Source organism: Pseudomonas fluorescens, assembly GCF_003732425.1.
GTDB classification, from domain to species: Bacteria; Pseudomonadota; Gammaproteobacteria; order Pseudomonadales; family Pseudomonadaceae; genus Aquipseudomonas; species Aquipseudomonas fluorescens_BE.
On record NZ_MOBX01000004.1, the window covers coordinates 113591 to 131626 of the forward strand.

Annotated in this window: 20 protein-coding genes; 12 read left to right on the top strand and 8 right to left on the bottom strand. The window is 60.4% G+C overall.

Annotation, left to right across the window (positions count from 1 at the left end):
* Positions 1–130 precede the first annotated feature (130 nt).
* Entirely contained in the window at positions 131–1156 is a 1026-nt protein-coding gene (gene hemH, locus BK670_RS07580) for a ferrochelatase (protein WP_123449268.1), read from the bottom strand.
* Between the two features lie 13 nt (positions 1157–1169).
* Positions 1170–2072, bottom strand: a complete 903-nt coding sequence (locus BK670_RS07585; protein ID WP_123449269.1) for a TIGR01777 family oxidoreductase — start codon at positions 2070–2072, stop codon at positions 1170–1172.
* Positions 2073–2269: 197 nt separating this feature from the next.
* On the opposite strand from BK670_RS07585, the gene BK670_RS07590 reads away from it, so the two are divergent.
* The 12 genes from BK670_RS07590 (at position 2270) to BK670_RS07645 (ending at position 12395) form a co-directional block, all read left to right on the top strand.
* On the top strand, positions 2270–3256 hold the full coding sequence (locus BK670_RS07590) for an NAD(P)/FAD-dependent oxidoreductase (RefSeq protein WP_123449270.1): 987 nt from the start codon (positions 2270–2272) through the stop codon (positions 3254–3256).
* Positions 3253–3468, top strand: coding sequence for a TIGR02450 family Trp-rich protein (locus BK670_RS07595; protein WP_123449271.1), 216 nt, complete (start codon positions 3253–3255; stop codon positions 3466–3468). Before BK670_RS07590 ends, BK670_RS07595 begins: the two co-directional genes overlap by 4 nt.
* Positions 3469–3680: 212 nt before the next feature.
* Positions 3681–4643: a YbgA family protein gene (locus BK670_RS07600; RefSeq protein ID WP_123449272.1), complete on the top strand. Its 963-nt coding sequence runs from the start codon at positions 3681–3683 to the stop codon at positions 4641–4643.
* On the top strand, positions 4643–5584 hold the full coding sequence (locus BK670_RS07605; protein WP_123449273.1) for a MerR family transcriptional regulator: 942 nt from the start codon (positions 4643–4645) through the stop codon (positions 5582–5584). The genes BK670_RS07600 and BK670_RS07605 overlap by 1 nt, the downstream gene beginning before the upstream one ends.
* A 20-nt stretch (positions 5585–5604) precedes the next feature.
* A complete protein-coding gene (gene phrB, locus BK670_RS07610; RefSeq protein WP_185036742.1) occupies positions 5605–7050 on the top strand; it encodes a deoxyribodipyrimidine photo-lyase in 1446 nt (481 codons plus the stop codon).
* Positions 7043–7465 (top strand): nuclear transport factor 2 family protein, encoded by a 423-nt coding sequence (locus tag BK670_RS07615; protein WP_123449275.1) that lies wholly within the window; start codon positions 7043–7045, stop codon positions 7463–7465. The genes phrB and BK670_RS07615 overlap by 8 nt, the downstream gene beginning before the upstream one ends.
* Positions 7462–8244 carry an SDR family NAD(P)-dependent oxidoreductase gene (locus BK670_RS07620; protein WP_123449276.1) on the top strand — a complete coding sequence of 261 codons (783 nt, stop codon included), beginning with the start codon at positions 7462–7464 and terminating at the stop codon, positions 8242–8244. The genes BK670_RS07615 and BK670_RS07620 overlap by 4 nt, the downstream gene beginning before the upstream one ends.
* Positions 8241–9488, top strand: coding sequence for an NAD(P)/FAD-dependent oxidoreductase (locus BK670_RS07625; protein ID WP_123449277.1), 1248 nt, complete (start codon positions 8241–8243; stop codon positions 9486–9488). Before BK670_RS07620 ends, BK670_RS07625 begins: the two co-directional genes overlap by 4 nt.
* Entirely contained in the window at positions 9485–10300 is an 816-nt protein-coding gene (locus tag BK670_RS07630) for a DUF1365 domain-containing protein (RefSeq protein ID WP_123449278.1), read from the top strand. The genes BK670_RS07625 and BK670_RS07630 overlap by 4 nt, the downstream gene beginning before the upstream one ends.
* Positions 10287–11552: an SAM-dependent methyltransferase gene (locus BK670_RS07635; RefSeq protein WP_123449279.1), complete on the top strand. Its 1266-nt coding sequence runs from the start codon at positions 10287–10289 to the stop codon at positions 11550–11552. The genes BK670_RS07630 and BK670_RS07635 overlap by 14 nt, the downstream gene beginning before the upstream one ends.
* A complete protein-coding gene (locus tag BK670_RS07640; protein ID WP_123449280.1) occupies positions 11545–12036 on the top strand; it encodes a DUF2878 domain-containing protein in 492 nt (163 codons plus the stop codon). The genes BK670_RS07635 and BK670_RS07640 overlap by 8 nt, the downstream gene beginning before the upstream one ends.
* A 53-nt stretch (positions 12037–12089) precedes the next feature.
* Positions 12090–12395, top strand: coding sequence for a YkgJ family cysteine cluster protein (locus tag BK670_RS07645; RefSeq protein ID WP_007912865.1), 306 nt, complete (start codon positions 12090–12092; stop codon positions 12393–12395).
* Positions 12396–12527: 132 nt separating this feature from the next.
* On the opposite strand, the gene BK670_RS07650 is transcribed toward BK670_RS07645, so the two are convergent.
* The 6 genes from BK670_RS07650 to hemA form a co-directional block, all read right to left on the bottom strand.
* Positions 12528–13046 carry an acyloxyacyl hydrolase gene (locus BK670_RS07650; RefSeq protein ID WP_123449281.1) on the bottom strand — a complete coding sequence of 173 codons (519 nt, stop codon included), beginning with the start codon at positions 13044–13046 and terminating at the stop codon, positions 12528–12530.
* A gap of 112 nt (positions 13047–13158) precedes the next feature.
* Positions 13159–13950, bottom strand: coding sequence for a glutamate racemase (gene murI / locus BK670_RS07655; protein WP_123449282.1), 792 nt, complete (start codon positions 13948–13950; stop codon positions 13159–13161).
* Positions 13943–14698 carry a molybdopterin-synthase adenylyltransferase MoeB gene (locus BK670_RS07660; RefSeq protein ID WP_123449283.1) on the bottom strand — a complete coding sequence of 252 codons (756 nt, stop codon included), beginning with the start codon at positions 14696–14698 and terminating at the stop codon, positions 13943–13945. Before BK670_RS07660 ends, murI begins: the two co-directional genes overlap by 8 nt.
* Positions 14692–15522: a peptide chain release factor N(5)-glutamine methyltransferase gene (prmC, locus tag BK670_RS07665; protein WP_123449284.1), complete on the bottom strand. Its 831-nt coding sequence runs from the start codon at positions 15520–15522 to the stop codon at positions 14692–14694. Before prmC ends, BK670_RS07660 begins: the two co-directional genes overlap by 7 nt.
* A complete protein-coding gene (prfA, locus tag BK670_RS07670) occupies positions 15523–16605 on the bottom strand; it encodes a peptide chain release factor 1 (RefSeq protein ID WP_123449285.1) in 1083 nt (360 codons plus the stop codon).
* Positions 16602–17888: a glutamyl-tRNA reductase gene (hemA, locus tag BK670_RS07675; RefSeq protein WP_007951716.1), complete on the bottom strand. Its 1287-nt coding sequence runs from the start codon at positions 17886–17888 to the stop codon at positions 16602–16604. The genes prfA and hemA overlap by 4 nt, the downstream gene beginning before the upstream one ends.
* Between the last annotated feature and the right edge of the window lie 148 nt (positions 17889–18036).

An 18036-nucleotide genomic window follows, 5' to 3' on the forward strand; every position in this document is an offset into this window, starting at 1 on the left:
GAGGGAGCTTGCTCCCGCTTGACTGCGAAGCAGTCATAAACTCGGCAGATGCGGTATTCCTTTGAACCGCGTCCGCAGGGTTTGGGGCTGCTTCGCAGCCCAGCGGGAGCAAGCTCCCTCGCCACAACAGTTATAACGCCAACGGCGCTCGTTCGCAGAGGGTGGCCAACGCCTTCGCCCATTGCAGGTCGTCATTCAGGCACGGCACCAGCACCAACTCTTCGCCCCCCGCTTCGCGGAATTGCTCCTTGCCGCGATCACCAATCTCTTCCAGCGTCTCGATGCAGTCGGCGACAAACGCCGGGCACATCACCAGTATTTTCTTCACGCCGCTTTTCGCCAGTTCATCCAGCCGCGCTTCGGTGTACGGCTCGATCCACTTAGCCCGGCCCAGACGTGACTGAAACGACACCGACCATTTACCTTCCGGCAAGCCCATGCGCTCAGCGAACAACGCCGCGGTACGCAGGCATTGCGCGCGATAACAGGTCGCCAATACCGCAGGCGAGGCGTTCTTGCAGCAGTCCTCATTCTTGAAGCAATGATTGCCGGTCGGATCGAGTTTGGTCAGGTGCCGCTCAGGCAAACCGTGGAAGCTCAGCAGCAAGTGATCGTAATCCTGCTGCAAATGCGGTTTGGCACTGGCAACCAAAGCGTCGAGGTATTCCGGCTGATCGTAGAACGGTTGCAGGATCGACAACTGCACATCGAGATTCTTCGCGCGAATGACACGTCTGGCCTCTTCAATCACCGTGGTCGTGGTGCTGTCGGCGAACTGTGGATACAGCGGTGCCAGCGTGATGCGCTTGTGCCCCGCCGCGACCAGTTTGAGCAGGCAGGTTTCAATCGACGGCTCACCGTAACGCATCGCCAGTTCCACCGGGCCGTGATTCCATTGTGCAGTCATCTGCTGTTGCAAGCGACGGCTGAGCACCACCAGCGGTGAACCCTCGTCCCACCAGATCGAGGCATAGGCGTGGGCCGACTGCTCCGGGCGCTTGATCAGGATCAGCGACACCAGCAAGCGCCGCACCGGCCATGGCAGGTCGATCACGTACGGGTCCATCAGGAATTGATTGAGGTAGCGGCGTACATCGGCCACCGAGGTGGAGGCCGGGGAACCCAGGTTGACCAGAAGCAAGGCGTGATCGGTCATGCAACGTCCTATTTCAGAGGCGGCTGGAGAGATCGTCCAGGGCCGCGCGTAAATCCGTGAACTGGAAAGTGAAACCCGCTTCCAGCAAGCGTGCCGGCAGGGCCTTCTGGCCGCCGAGTAACAACAAAGACATCTCACCGAGGCCGACCTTCAGCGCCAGCGTCGGCATCGGCATGAACGCCGGGCGGTGCAACACGCTGCCCAGCGTCTTGGCAAATTCGCGATTGCGCACAGGTTTCGGCGCGCACGCATTATAAGGACCACTGGCCTGATCACGATGCAGAAGAAAATCAATCAGGGCGATTTGATCGTTGATATGAATCCACGGCATCCACTGCCGGCCATTGCCCAAAGGCCCGCCCAGCCCAAGCTTGAACGGCAGCAACAGCCGCGACAAAAAGCCGCCCTCGGCCGACAGCACCAGACCGGTTCGCACCAGTACCACGCGGATACCCTGCGCTTCGGCGCGCAGTGCAGTTTCCTCCCAGGCAATGCACAACTGACTGGCGAAGTCGTCGATCACTGGCGGCGATTCTTCCGTCAGCTCGCGCTCACCGCCGTCGCCGTACCAGCCGATCGCCGAACCGGAGATCAGCAGCGCCGGTTTTTGTGATCGCGTTTCCAGCCAGGCCAGCAGGGTCTCGGTGAGCGTGATACGGCTGCTCCACAGCAACGCTTTGCGTCGATGGGTCCAAAGCCGATCGGCAATCGGCGCACCTGCCAGATTGATGATCGCGTCCACAGGCTCTTCGCCAAGGTCTTGCAGACGCGCAATGCCACGTACCTGCGCACCACAGATTTTCGCGACTTTCTCCGGTTGGCGGCTCCACACCGTCAAGCGATGGCCCTGCCCCGACCAGTATCGGCAGAGCTGACGTCCTATCAAACCAGTACCGCCGGTCAGCAATATGTGCATGACATCTTCCTCGCGTGGCGTTTAACCCGGATCACTAGTCTATTTTTAAAAGCAGGGATCTTTTCTATCGGGCAGGCTCTATTGTTTAACCATAGGCCAAGCTGTCGGATCGAGAACGCTAGAAGTTATACCAAAAAACAAAATTGTACAGGTTTCATCCACGGCGTAGTCTGTACAGAAAGGTAAACGAGGCCCCTATGACTGTACCTATCGCAATCATCGGCACCGGCATCGCCGGACTCTCCGCCGCCCAGGCTCTGACAGAGAGCGGGCACACCGTGCAACTGTTCGATAAAAGCCGCGGCAGCGGCGGGCGCATGTCGAGCAAACGCAGCGACGCTGGTTCGCTGGACATGGGCGCGCAATATTTCACCGCCCGCGATCGGCGCTTCGTCACCGAAGTGCAGCGTTGGCAAAGCCAGGGCTGGGTCGCCGAGTGGACACCACAGCTCTACACGTATCAGGGCGGGCAACTGAATCTGTCACCAGACGAGCAGACCCGCTGGGTCGGCACGCCGCGCATGAGCGCCATCACCCGTGGACTGCTCGATGGCCTGGAAGTGCACTTTGCCTGCCGCATCACCGAGGTCTATCGCGGGGAAGAACACTGGCATCTGCAGGACGCCGAAGGCTTCACGCACGGACCGTTCAGCCACGTCGTGATCGCCACGCCGGCACCGCAAGCCACTGCGTTGCTCGCAGCAGCGCCAAAACTTGCCGGGGCCGCCGCCGGGGTGAAAATGGACCCGACCTGGGCCGTCGCCCTCGCCTTCGACACACCGCTGGATACGCCCATCGAAGGTTGCTTCGTGCAGGACAGTCCACTCGACTGGCTGGCGCGCAACCGCAGCAAACCCGGACGCGACAACAGCCTCGACACCTGGGTGCTGCATGCCAGCAGCGCGTGGAGCCGGCAGCACATCGACCTGTCCAAGGAAGCGGTCATCGAGCAACTGCACGGTGCCTTTGCCGAGCTGCTGCACAGCGCCATGCCCGCGCCGACTTTCAGCCTCGCCCACCGCTGGCTCTACGCACGTCCGGCGACGGGTCACGAATGGGGCACGCTGGCCGATGCCGATCTGGGCCTGTACGCCTGCGGCGACTGGTGCCTGTCGGGGCGCGTCGAAGGCGCATGGCTGAGCGGTCAGGAAGCCGCACGCCGCTTGCACGAACACCTGCAATGAACCGCATCAATCCGCGCAAATTGCTGCTGTCGAAATGGACAGCAGCCCAGCCGCAGAATCGTGAAAAACACTTTCTGGTGACCGAGTTGTTCTGCGACGAGGAAGGCACGGTGCTGGAAGTCGAGTTGCAGGCGGTGTTGACCAAGCGTGCCGAACGACTCGATTGGCAAGTCCTGAGGAACAATGAGCACTGGCTATTGGGCTGGCAATAAATACCGTTGTCGGAGCTAGCCTGCTAGCGATTGCGGCCACACAGCCACCATCGATGGTGACTGACATTCCGTCATCGCAGGCTAGCTCCCACAGGTGATCGCATTCCAATTCAGAAAGTTATACAAATCATTTGACTTGTACACCCATGAATCTATGCTGAGCGAAGTTGTACAGAGATCTACCTCTGTACAGGTATGGATTCGAGGTGCCCATGTCTGATTCTTGCGCAGCCAAACCCAAAATCGCCATCAGTGCTTGCCTGCTGGGCGCCGAGGTGCGCTACAACGGTGGACATAAGGAATCACGCCTGTGCAGCCGCACCCTCACCGAGCATTTCGATTTCGTCCCGGTGTGTCCGGAAGTCGCGATCGGGCTGGGCATACCCCGCGAGCCGATCCGCCTTGTCGGCGAGGCCGAGCATCCGCAAGCGGTCGGCACGGTAAACCCGTCGATCAATGTCACTCAGCCATTGGCCGAATACGGCACGAAAATGGCCGCCGAGCTTGATGACATCTGCGGCTACATCTTCATGCAGCAGTCGCCGTCATGCGGCCTCGAACGGGTCAAGGTCTACCACGCCAACGGCGCTCCGGTGAACGGCGGCGGGCGCGGGATTTACGCCCAGGCGTTCTGCGCACAGCACCCGGATCTGCCCGTGGAAGAAGCCGGGCGCCTCAACGATCCGGTGCTGCGCGAAAACTTCATCACCCGTGTGTTCGCCTACAGCGAATGGCAACAAGTTCTCGCCGGGGGCCTGAGTCGTCGCGCCCTCACCGAATTCCACTCGCGCTACAAATACTTGTTGATGGCGCACAACCCGCTGCAGTACAAGGCGCTCGGCAAGTTGCTGGGCAACATGGCCGACACTGATCCCGCCGAACTCGGCCCCTATTACTTCAGCGAACTGATGGCTGCCCTGAAGAAATGCGCCACGCGCGGCACCCACAGCAATGTCCTGCTGCACATCAGCGGTTATCTGAAACAGGCGATCAGCGCCGAAGACAAACAGGAAATGCAACACGTCATCGGCCAGTACCGCCAAGGCATTGTGCCGCTGGTGGTGCCATTGACGTTGCTCAAGCATCACTTCCGCCTCCATCCGGATTCGTACATCGCGCAACAGGTTTACCTGCAACCGCACCCGGAAAACCTCAGTCTGCGAAACGCCATCTAATGAATGACAAACTCGATACCAGCGCCCAGGAAGACCTTGGCGCTGATTTTAAAAAAGCCCTCGACGAGGGCTGGCTGCCGATTCGCGAAGTCGCCCGGCAGACCGGCGTCAACGCGATCACCCTGCGCGCCTGGGAGCGCCGCTACGGGCTGGTCGTGCCGCAGCGCACGCCCAAGGGCCACCGGCTGTATTCGGCCGAACATGTGCAACAGATTCTGACCATCCTCACTTGGCTCAACCGTGGTGTTGCCGTCAGTCAGGTCAAACCGCTGCTCGACGCACCACAGGCGTTCAGCGAGTCGGTGGAGAACGACTGGCAGCGCTTGCGCCAAACCCTGCTTACAGCCGTCACGCAACTCAATGAACGCAGCCTCGACGACAGCGTCAATCAGGCCATGGCGCTCTACCCGCCACGTACCCTGTGCGAGCAATTGCTGATGCCGCTCCTGGCGGAACTGGAGCAGCGCTGGCAAGGCCAGTTCGGCGCGCAGATGGAACGGGTGTTCTTTTATTCGTGGTTGCGCAGCAAATTCGGCACACGCATCTACCATAACAATCGTCAGCTGCATGGCGCCCCGCTGTTGTTGATCAATCATTCCGACCTGCCACTGGAACCTCATCTGTGGCTATGCGCGTGGCTGATCAGCAGCGCCGACTGTCCGGTGCAAGTGTTTGACTGGCCGCTGCCGGCGGCCGAACTGGCGCTGGCGGTCGAACATCTGCAAGCCCGTGGCGTACTGCTGTATTCCAGCAAAGCCATGAACCTTGCGCAGTTACCCAAGCTACTGAACGGAGTCAGTTGCCCAAAAATGCTGGTCGGACCAACGGTATGCATCCACCACGCCGAGTTGTCCGTAAAAACCTCCGAGATGGCTGATGTGTTCCTGGCTGAAGACGCGCTTTTGGCGCATCAGGAACTCGTTCAGCGTGGGCTGATTTAATGGACGCCGTGAGTGCCGACATGCAATTGATCTGGCTGCGCAGCGACTTGCGCCAACATGACAACACCGCCCTCGCGGCCGCCGCAGCGCGCGGCCCGACGGTTGCGGTGTATCTGTTGAGCCCGCAGCAGTGGCTGGAACATGACGATGCGCCGTGCAAGGTCGACTTCTGGTTGCGCAACCTCGATGAGCTGAGCAAAAGCCTCGCCGCGCTGAACATTCCGTTACTGATCCGTCCTGCCGCGCATTGGGATCAAGCTCCAGCGGAACTGCTCAAGCTCTGTCGGCAACTGAAGATCGAAGCCGTACACGTCAACGAAGAATACGGCGTCCATGAAAGCCGTCGCGATGCGGCGGTGGCGGACACGCTGAAGGCCGAGGGCATCACGTTTCACAGCTACCTTGATCAGTTGCTGTTCAAACCCGGCAGCGTGCTGACCAAGACCGGCACTTATTTCCAGGTGTTCAGCCAATTCCGCAAAGTCTGTTACGAACGTCTGCACCGCTCGATGCCGGCCCTTATACAGACGCCCGGCAAACAGGCAAAACTTCAGATCGACAGCGATCCGGTGCCCACATCCGTCAACGGCTTCGCCACACCAAGTCAAACCCTGCGCGATCTGTGGCCGGCCGGTGAGCAGGAAGCCCGGCGCCGTCTCGACACCTTCACCGACGCGCAGATCGACTACTACCAAAGCGAACGCGACTTCCCGGCCAAACCCGGCACCAGTCAGCTCTCGGCGTATCTCGCCGCCGGGGTGATCTCGCCACGGCAATGCCTGCACGCCGCCCTGCAAAGCAATCAGGGCGAGTTCGAAAGCGGCAAGGTCGGTGCGGTCACCTGGATCAACGAACTGCTGTGGCGCGAGTTCTACAAACACATTCTGGTCGGCTATCCACGGGTCTCGCGGCACCGCGCGTTTCGCCAGGAAACCGAAGCGCTGGCCTGGCGTGATGCGCCGGACGATCTCGCCGCCTGGCAAGAAGCACGCACCGGTCTGCCGATCATCGACGCGGCCATGCGCCAATTGCTCGAAACCGGCTGGATGCACAATCGCCTGCGCATGATCGTGGCGATGTTCCTGACCAAAAACCTGCTGATCGACTGGCGCGAAGGCGAACGCTTTTTCATGCGCCACCTGATTGATGGCGATTTGGCGGCGAACAACGGTGGCTGGCAATGGAGCGCCTCGACCGGCACCGATTCAGCGCCGTACTTCCGCATCTTCAACCCGCTGAGCCAGTCGGAAAAATTCGACAGCGAAGGCCTGTTCATCAAGCACTGGCTACCGGAACTGGCGACCCTCAACAAGAAAGAAGTGCACAACCCGGCCGACGTCGGTGGTTTGTTCGGCGCGGCGGACTACCCGTCGCCGATCGTCAACCTCAGCACCTCGCGCCAGCGCGCATTGGCCGCCTTCAAGAATCTACCATCGCGTACGTCTACCGGAGGCGGTGATGAGTGAATTCCTGCGCCGCTTTGCCCGGCAATTTTCAGCGTTGAACAAAGACAACCTGCAAAGCCTGGGCGAGCTGTACAGCGATGACGTTCATTTCACCGACCCACTGCACGAGGTGAAGGGGCTGACAAAACTGCGCGACTATTTCGGCGAGCTGTACGCCAACGTCAGCGAACTGCGTTTCGACTTTCATGGTTTCGACCAGATTGGCGACGGTGAAGGCTATCTGCGTTGGGTCATGAGTTATCGCCACCCGCGCCTGGCGGGTGGCCGTGTAATTAGTGTCAGCGGCTGCTCGCATTTGCTGTGGCACGACAAGGTGTATCGCCATCGGGATTATTTCGATGCCGGGGCGCTGCTGTATGAACACTTGCCAGTATTGGGCCGGGTCATTGCCTGGCTGAAAAGGAGAATGGGATGAGTCTTACGCCTCCACGGCGTTATTGGTTGACCGGGGCCAGCAGTGGCATCGGCGCGGCGCTGGCTGAAGAGATCCTGAAAAGCGGTGCACACCTGGCGGTCAGTTCCCGTCAGATCGCCCCGCTCAAGGTCTTGTCGCAACGCTATCCGGGGCAGGTATTGGTGGTGCCGGGGGATCTGACCAACAGCCAGACAGTTCGCGAAATCGGCGAGCAGATCGCCGCGGACTGGGGTTCGCTGGATTCGGTGATCCTCAACGCCGGCACCTGCGAATACGTGGATGCCAAGCAATTCGACTCGTCGATCATCGAGCACGTGGTGCGCACCAACCTGCTCGCCAGCAGTTATTGCATCGAAGCCGCGCTGCCGCTGCTGCGCAAAGGCACTGCGCCGCATCTGATCGGTGTGGCCAGTTCGGTGACCTACCTGCCGCTGCCACGGGCCGAAGCCTACGGTGCATCGAAGGCCGGTTTGCGTTACCTGTTCGAGTCACTGCGCATCGATCTGGCCGACGAAGGCATTGAAGTCACCGTGGTCAGCCCCGGTTTTGTGGAAACCCCGCTGACCGCCAAAAACGACTTCCCCATGCCCTTGAGCTGGCCTGTGGATAAAGCCGCACGGCACATCTTCGCCAAGCTCAAAGATCGGCCATTGGAAATCGCCTTCCCGGCGCTGTTCATGGCCGCGCTGTGGCCACTGTCGAAACTGCCGGCGCGCGTGCAACTGGCCATCGGCAAGCGCATGGTGCGCAAGTCGCCTCCGCTGACTGATCCGACATGAAAATAGCCATCGTCGGCAGCGGCATCGCCGGGCTTACCTGCGCCTACCTGCTCAATCGCCGCCATGAAATCACGGTATTCGAGGCCGGCGACTGGGTCGGTGGCCATACGCACACCGTGGACGTTACCGTCGCAGGACGGCAGTACGCCGTGGACACCGGTTTCATCGTCTTCAACGACTGGACCTACCCGAACTTCATCCGCCTGCTCGACCAGCTCGGCGTGGCGTTCAAACCGACGGAAATGAGTTTCTCGGTGACCGACCCGGACACCGGTCTGGAATACAACGGCAATAACCTCAACAGCCTCTTCGCTCAGCGCAGCAATTTGTTGTCGCCGGGGTTCTGGGGCATGTTGCGCGATATCCTGCGGTTCAACAAAGAAGCCCAGCGCGACCTCGTCGAACTGCGCATCGCCGCCGACACCACGCTCGACGAATACCTCAAGGCCGGCGGTTACGGCGAACGTTTCATCCTGCATTACATCGTGCCGATGGGCTCGGCGATCTGGTCGATGCCAATGGCGGAAATGCTTAACTTCCCGCTGCAGTTTTTTGTGCGGTTCTTCAAGAACCACGGGCTGCTGTCAGTCAGTGATCGACCGCAATGGCAAGTCATCGAAGGCGGTTCCAGCGCTTACATCGCGCCGCTGACGGCCGCGTTCAAGGACAGGATTCGGCTCAATTGCCCGGTCACCCGGGTCGATCGAGATGTGCATGGCGTAGTTATCCACAGCCCGGCAGGCCTTGAGCACTTCGACCGGGTGGTGTTCGCCTGTCACAGCGACCAGGCGCTGAAACTGCTGGCGGTTCCCAGCGATGCCGAACGCGCGATCCTCGGTGCCCTGCCCTACGCCGACAACGAAGTGGTGCTGCACACCGACACGCGTTTGCTGCCGACGCGCAAACTGGCCTGGGCCAGCTGGAACTATCGGCTCAGCGGCGCCGGCCACACTCACGCCGCCGTCACCTATGACATGAACATTCTGCAGGGCATTCAGAGCGACACCACGTTCTGCGTCAGCCTCAATCAGAGTGCCGGCATCAGCCCCGACAAAGTGCTCGCCCGCTACACCTACGCCCACCCGCAGTTCAGCCTCGCGGCAGTGGCGGCGCAGCAGCGCTGGGGCGAACTGGATGGCGCGCAACACACGCATTATTGCGGAGCTTACTGGGCCAACGGTTTTCATGAGGACGGTGTGGTCAGCGCCTTGCGCGTGGCCGCCGCGTTCGGGGAAAGCTTATGAACAGCGCCCTGTATAGCGGCTGGATCGGCCATCGGCGTTTTTCGCCACGCCGTCATGAATTCCGTTACCGGATCGGCTTGCTCTACCTTGATCTCAGCGAACAGGACGCGGTGCTTGCGCTGTCGCCACTGGCCGGGCGCAGTCGCTTCGCGCCATTTTCATTTCGCGAGACTGACTATCTCAAGACTTTTACCAGCCGTGGCATGCGCCTGATCGATGCCGTGCGCCAGCAGGTCGGCCTTGCCATCGGTCATGAACCGCAAGGCTCGATCTGCCTGCTGACCCAGGCGCGCAGTTGGGGGCTGTCGTTCAACCCGGTGAGTTTCTTTTACTGCCATGAGGCGGACGGGCAACTGGCGGCGATCGTCTGCGAAGTGACCAACACGCCGTGGGGCGAGCGCTACCACTATGTGTTGCCGGCGCGCCCGCCAGTCAATCTGCAGGATTTCCATCAGCATTTCGCCGTGGCCAAGGCCTTTCACGTTTCGCCGTTCCTGCCGCGCGATCTTGAATACCGCATGAGCTTCAGCCCTGCCGCGCAAAAACTCGGCGTACACATGGCCGACTGGCAGGGCGAGCACAAACTGTTCGACGCGACGCTCAATCTGCAACGCGAAAGCCTCGACCGTCGCAGCCTGCATCGTTACTTGCGGCGCTTTCCGTGGATGACCGCGAAAACCGCGTTGGCCATTTACTGGCAGGCACTGCGGCTGCTGCTCAAACGCGCACCGATTTTTGCTCACCAGACTGCCGATGGCAGTTTTCAAACCGCCACTGTGCCTCCCAAGGAGCACCGCCATGAAATCCTCTAGTCTGTCGGTCAGTCGGCTCAGCACCAACGGTTTGACCGGGTCGCTGCTGCGCCGTGGCGTGCTGCGCCAATTGGCTCAGCTGAAAAACGGCCAACTGCTGGTGGTCGAGGACGGCGAACGCCTGATGTTCGGTACGCCGGGCAGTGCTTTGCTCGGGGAAATCCATGTGCTCGACCCGGCCGTCTGGGGCCTGGTCGCCGGGAACGGTTCGATTGGCGCCGGCGAAGCCTTTATCCATGGCTATTGGAGTTCGCCGGATCTGACGGCCGTGGTCCGCGTGTTCGTCAGCAATCTGGACGTGCTCGATGCCATGGAGGGCGGTCTGGCCCGCCTCAGCCGCCCGCTGGTGCAAGGCCTGCACTGGCTGAACCGCAACACCCGCAAGGGTTCGCAGAAGAACATCGCCGCGCACTACGATCTGGGCAACGATCTGTTCGAGCAGTTTCTCGACCCGACCATGATGTATTCGGCGGCGCAATTCCTTACGCCGGAAGACAGCCTCGAACAGGCACAACTGAACAAACTGGAGCGCATCTGTCAGAAGCTCGCGCTCAAGGACAGCGACCATTTGCTGGAGATCGGCACCGGTTGGGGCAGCATGGCACTCTATGCCGCGCAACATTACGGCTGCCGCGTTACCACCACCACACTGTCGAAAGAGCAATACGCGTTTACTGCGCAACGCATCGAACAACTGGGCTTGCAGGATCGCGTTACGCTGTTGCTCAAGGACTACCGCGACCTGACCGGCGAATACGACAAACTGGTGTCGATCGAGATGATCGAAGCCGTCGGGCACCGCTTCCTGCCAACCTACTTCAAACAGTGCGCGCAGTTGCTCAAGAGCAACGGCCTGATGCTGATCCAGGCGATCACCATCCGCGAGCAGCGTTACGAACAAGCCAAGCGCGGCGTCGATTTCATCCAGCGTTACATCTTCCCCGGCGGCGCCCTGCCCTGCGTGCAGAAAATGCTCGAAGTGGTCGGCCGCGACACCGACATGAACCTGCTGCACATGGAAGATTTCGGCTTGCACTACGCCCGCACCCTGCGCCTGTGGCACGAGAACTTCCGCCGCGCCCACGGCCGCTTGAGCGAACTGGGCTATGACGATTATTTCCTGCGGCTGTGGGAGTTTTACCTGTGTTACTGCGAGGGCGGTTTCCTCGAGCGCACTATCGGCACCGCACAATTGCTGCTGGCCAAACCGGCGGCGATGACCGCGCCGCTGCTCGGACGCTTCGATGCTTGAGCGTGTCGCCAATGCCGTGCTGTTCCAGATCGGCTGGCTGACCTGCGTGCTCGGCGGCAACAGCCCGTGGTTGCTGATCGCGCTGGCGGTGCTGGTGATCCATTTGCGCTGGATCAGCAGTTGGGCGGCTGAGGGCCGTTTGATCCTCAGCGTGGTGATTGTCGGCACCGCTGTCGACAGTGTGTTGCGCGGTGCCGGGGTATTCGCGTTTCAGGATCAGTCGCCGTTGATTCCGTTGTGGCTGATGCTGCTCTGGGCGCTGCTGGCGACCACCTTGCGTCATTGTCTGGCGTGGAGCGCGCGGCCCTGGTGGCTGGCGAGCTTACTCGGCGCTGTCGGCGGCGCGCTGTCGTATTACGCTGGCGGGCGCTTGGCCGGGGTGCAATTTCCCTATGGCGAACTGCCGACGCTGATCGGCATCGGCCTGCTCTGGGCACTGCTGTTTCCATTGCTGCATACGATGGCTCGGCGACTGGCTCACTGAGCGTCCGTCAGACCTTTCACACGTGTATCGTCCGCTGCCTTACACTGCCGACCATGAAGACCATTCCTCACCAACAAATCACTGAACCGGCGGTCACCTGCTCGACCTGCGCGGCGTGCTGTTGCCAGCTCGAAGTGATGCTGATCACCGACACCGGCGTGCCTGATCGCTTTATCGATACCGATGAGTGGGGCGGTGAAGTGATGTTGCGTCTGGACGACGGCTGGTGCGCGGCGCTGGATCGCGACAGCATGATGTGCACGATCTATGAAAAACGGCCGCTGATCTGTCGCGAATTCGAGATGGGCGCGCCGGAGTGCATTGAAGAGCGCAAAGGCATCACGACTGCCTACCGCTGATTCCGATAACCCCCAAAACCAAATGTGGGAGCGAGCCTGCTCGCGAAAGCGGGCTTTCATTCAACATCTTCGTTGAATATGAAATAGCTTTCGCGAGCAGGCTCGCTCCCACAGGGGTCAAGCGTTTAGCAGTTACAGCGGCATCGTGTAATGCAGCGAGTAACTTTCTACACCGTCGTTATCGCTGGCCAGACCGGCGTTGGAATAGTGCGTCGCACGAATCCCGACTTCATGCCCGCCATTGAAACGCAGACCAAAACCGAAACGGTCTTCGAACTGGAAAGAGCCGCCGAGATTGTTGGATTCGTACTTGGTATTAGAGAAAGCCGCGACGCCAATCCCCGCTTCCACATACGGTTTAACCGATTCACCGGCGAACTCGTAAACAAATACCGGCGAGAACGACAGGCTGTTGTTGCTGGAGGTCTTGTCACCTTCCCAGTAGGTGTAAGCCCCGCTCCAGTAGCCGGTCAGGCGACCGACGTCACTTTGCAGCCAGCTCTTGTCCCAGTCGAAATTCATGCCCAGGCGGTACGTCATTGTCGAATCGCTGGTGGCCCCCACCGCGAACTCAACACCTGCCGCTTGTGCAGTAAGACTTTGCCCCATCAGTGCGGCCGCAATCGCGGCCAAGCAGAATAGTCGCTTCACGTTGAAACTTCCTTTTCCGGAACGATCGTTTGGTTTTCTAGATAACTCATCGCTATAGAAGCTGACGCCCGCTCAGAAGTTCAGCTGGTTTTTTAGTTATTTCACAATTTTTTTACAAGTCGAAGTTTTGCACTTCGCCAGCACTTTGTCCGAGCAATGGCAGGATGTTTTTGAAGTACGCAGCATCGGCGCTGGTCCAGAATCTGACCGGCTGGTTCGGCCCGGCAGCGAGCAAATCGCGTTCAGCCAAAAGCCGTTGAAGTTGCCGCGCCACAGCAGCGCCGGTATCGATCAGGCTGATGTCCTCGGGGATCATCGACTTGAGCATCGGCTTGAGAAAGGGATAGTGGGTGCAGCCCAAAATGATCGTGTCGCAACCGCTGGCCAACAGTGGCTCGACATAACCTTGCAGCAACTGACGCAACCCGGCGCTGTGCAGATCGCCGCTTTCAATCAACTCGACAAGACCGGGGCACGGCTGGGTGATCACGCGTACGTCAGTGGCGAAGCGATCGAGCAGCGCAGCGAACTTGGCGCTCTGCAACGTGCCGGTGGTGGCGAGCACGCCGACCACACCGCTGCGGGTCGCGGCGGCAGCAGGTTTGACCGCAGGCTCCATGCCGACAATCGGCCAGTCGGGAAAATCACGCCGCAAATCGGCGACCCCGGCAACGGTGGCCGTATTGCAGGCCAGCACCAAGGCCTTGGCGCCCTGCTCGCGGAAAAAACCGGCCATCACGCTGCAGCGCTGGCGGATGAACTCCGGGGTTTTCTCACCGTAGGGAATGTGCCCGCAATCGGCGACATAGAGCAGCGATTCATTGGGCAGCAAACACTGGATTTCCGCCAGCACAGACAAGCCGCCGACGCCGGAGTCGAACACGCCGATCGGCGCTTCACGCATGGCGCGAGCCACAGACGCTGCAACCCGGATCACGCTTGACGCGCAACTCACGGAAACGCGAGCCCAAGGCATCGATCAACAGCAAACGGCCCACCAGTGGTTCGCCAAAACCGACCAGCACCTTCAAGGCTTCCAGTGCTTGCAGGCTGCCAACCAGACCGACCAGCGGCCCGACCACTCCGGCCTCACTGCACGTCAGTTCGGCTTCGCTGCCGTGCCCGTATAAACAGTGATAGCAAGGGCTCTCGGCGCGACGCGGGTCGAACACCGACAACTGACCTTCCAGACGAATCGCCGCGCCGCTGACCAGTGGCTTTTGCGCCGCCACACACGCGGCGTTGACCGCTTCGCGGGTGGAAAAATTATCGGAACAGTCGAGCACCAGATCCACCGCCGCCACGGCAGCAGCGAGAGAATCCTCGTCCAGCGCCTGACGATGAGCGATCAGTTGAATCTCGGGATTGATCGCGCCCAGACGCTTGAGCGCCGAGTCGACCTTGCTCATCCCGACGCTGTCGGTGTCATGAATAATCTGCCGTTGCAGATTGGTCAGGTCGACCGTATCGAAATCCGCCAGATGCAATTCACCGACACCCGCCGCTGCCAGATACAGCGCCACCGGCGCGCCGAGGCCGCCGAGGCCGACGATCAGCACGCGACTGTCCTTGAGCTTCAGTTGCCCGTCGATGTCGATGTGTTGCAGCAGAATCTGCCGGCTGTAGCGCAGCAATTCCTGATCATTCAGCACGGCAGGCGCCCCAGACTGATGCGTTGATGGCCGCCCAGATCGGTGCGGCTGTGAACCTCTTCAAAACCGCGAGTGAGCAACAGATCGCGCACCGCTTCGGCTTGATCATAGCCGTGCTCAAGCATCAGCCAGCCGGCGGCCTCCAGATAATCCGGGGCCTGGGTGACGATCAGACGCAGATCGTCGAGCCCGTCTTCACCGGCAACCAGCGCACTGGCCGGTTCGAAGCGCACATCGCCTTCGACCAGATGCGGGTCGGCAGCCGCAATGTACGGCGGGTTGCTGATGATCAACTGAAAACGCTGACCTTCCAGCGCACTGAACCAATGGCTGCTCAGCACGGTGGCGTTGTTCAAGTGCAGACGCTGACGATTGCGTTCGGCAAGTGCCACAGCTTCCAGCACGCGATCCACGGCAGTCACTTTCCACGCCGGACGCTCGCTGGCCAAGGCCAGGGCGATCGCGCCGCTGCCGGTGCCAAGGTCGAGCACTTTGGCCGGGGTCGCGGGCAGCAATTCCAGCGCAGCTTCCACCAGCAGTTCGGTGTCCGGGCGCGGGATCAGCGTGTGCGGCGCGACTTCCAGATCGAGTTTCCAGAAACCCTGCTGACCGAGAATGTAAGCCACCGGCTCACCGCCACGACGACGCTGCAGATATTCAGCAAAGGTCAGCGCCGCTTCAGTCGGCACGATGCGCTCGGGCCAGGTGTGCAAAAAGCTGCGTGATTTGCCCAGCGCAGCGGCAAGAAGCAATTCGGCATCCAGGCGCGCGGTGGGCGAGTCTGGCAATTCGGCGGCACGCAACAGGCTGGCAATGATGGTCATTTACTCACCTATCGCTGCGAGTTGATCAGCCTGGTATTCAGCCAGCAACGGCTCGATAACCGCTTCAACGCCACCGGCGAGAATTTCATCGAGGGAGTACAGGGTCAGGTTGACGCGATGGTCAGTGACCCGGCCCTGAGCAAAGTTATAGGTGCGAATCCGCTCGGAACGGTCGCCCGAGCCCACCAGCAATTTACGCTCGCTGGCGATCGCATTGGCCGCCGCGGCGGTTTGCTGATCGTTGAGCTTGGCCGACAACCAGGCCATCGCCCGCGCACGGTTCTTGTGCTGGGAACGTTCTTCCTGACACTCGACGACGGTGCCGGTCGGTATGTGGGTGATGCGGATCGCCGAATCGGTGGTGTTGACGTGCTGACCACCCGCCCCGGAGGAGCGATAGGTATCGACGCGCAAATCCGCCGGGTTGATCTCGATGGCTTCGCGCTCGTCCGGCTCGGGCAATACCGCCACAGTGCACGCCGAAGTGTGAATACGGCCCTGGGATTCGGTGGCGGGTACACGCTGTACGCGGTGCGCGCCGGATTCGAATTTCAGCTTGCCGTAGACGTTGTCGCCTTCGATGCGGGCGATGACTTCTTTATAGCCACCGTGTTCGCCTTCGTTTTCCGAAAGGATCTCCACACGCCAGCCACGTCGTTCGGCGTAACGCGAGTACATGCGGAACAGGTCGCCGGAGAAAATCGCCGCCTCGTCGCCACCGGTGCCGGCGCGAATTTCGAGGAAAACGTTGCGGCCGTCATTCGGATCCTTCGGCAACAACATGCGCTGCAGATCGCCTTCCAGCGTGACCAGCAATTCTTTGGCTTCGCGGACTTCTTCCACGGCCATTTCACGCATGTCCGGGTCGCTGTCCTTGAGCAGCGCCTGCGCGCCTTCAAGATCGCTTTGTACGCCGAGCAGCTTTTTATAGGCGTGTACGACCGGCTCGAGTTCGGCGTATTCCTTGGAATAGGCGCGAAACCTGGTCTGATCGGCAATGACTTCGCCGTCGCCAAGCAGCGCGGTCAGTTCCTCGAAACGGTCCTGGAGGACATCCAGCTTATTGAGCAGTGACGCTTTCATTGCGGTTTTTTATCCGAAAAGCTATCCGGTGAGCCCTCGAGGGCAAAGAGTTCCTGAGCCATGGCCAGCGCATCGAGGCGGCCTTCGGCAGAAAGCTTTTTCAGTTGCACGCTCGGGGCATGCAACAGTTTATTGGTCAGGCCACGGGCCAGTTGCCCGAGCACGTCTTCGGCGTTGCCGCCGTTGGCCAGCAGACGCAGAGCTTTTTGCAGCTCCTCGTCGCGCAGGCGTTCGCTCTGTTGACGATAGGCCTTGAGCACATCGACTGCCGCCAGTTCGCGCAGGCGCACCATGAAATCGTCAGCGCCGACCGAGACCATCTCTTCGGCGGCTTGTGCTGCGCCTTGGCGGCTCTTGAGGTTTTCGGCGACCACTTCGTGGAGATCGTCAACGCTGTAGAGGTAAACGTCGTCCAACTCGCCGACTTCCGGCTCGATATCCCGGGGAACGGCGATGTCGACCATAAAGATCGGTTTGTGCTTGCGCAGTTTCAATGCGCTTTCCACCGCGCCCTTGCCAAGGATCGGCAACTGACTGGCGGTCGAACTGATGACGATGTCGCTGCGCACCAGTTCGGCCGGGATGTCCGAGAGCAGCACCGCGTGGGCGCCGAACTGTTCGGCCAGCAGACTGGCGCGTTCCAGGGTGCGATTGGCAACGACGATGCGCTTGACCCCCAGCTCGTGCAAATGGCGGGCGACCAGGGTGATGGTCTCGCCGGCGCCGATCAGCAAGGCCTGGCTGCGTTGCAAATCGCTGAAAATCTGTTTGGCCAGGCTGACCGCGGCAAACGCCACGGACACCGGGTTTTCACCAATTGCGGTGTCGGTGCGCACCTGTTTGGCAGCATTGAACGTTGCCTGAAACAGCCGCCCGAGCAGCGGCCCGATGGTGCCGGCCTCACGGGCCACGGCGTAGGCCGACTTCATCTGCCCGAGAATCTGCGGTTCGCCCAGCACCAGCGAGTCGAGCCCGGAGGCGACACGCATCATGTGACGAACTGCCGCATCATCTTCATGCACATAAGCACTCGCGCGCAGCTCATCGAGGCTTAAATGGTGATAATCGGCCAGCCAGCGCAGCACGATATCGGCAGAAAGCTGATCCTGTTCTATATAAAGCTCACTGCGATTGCAGGTGGAGAGGATCGCAGCTTCGCGGCTGTCGGTGAGTCGGCAGAGCTGCTGCAAGGCCTCCACCAGCTGTTCAGGAGTAAAAGCCACGCGCTCGCGGACGTCTACTGAAGCAGTCTTGTGGTTGATACCGAGTGCAAGGAAGGCCATTCAAGGTCGCTGATGGTGACGTGAAGCCGGCAATTGTCCTACTTCGAAAGATTCAGAACAACTACCGCTGACTATTGTCCCAATCGTCAGCCCCTATAATGGGCACAATTGAGTCTCGGTTATGTTTGGTCGAAGGCTTGTGTCATGA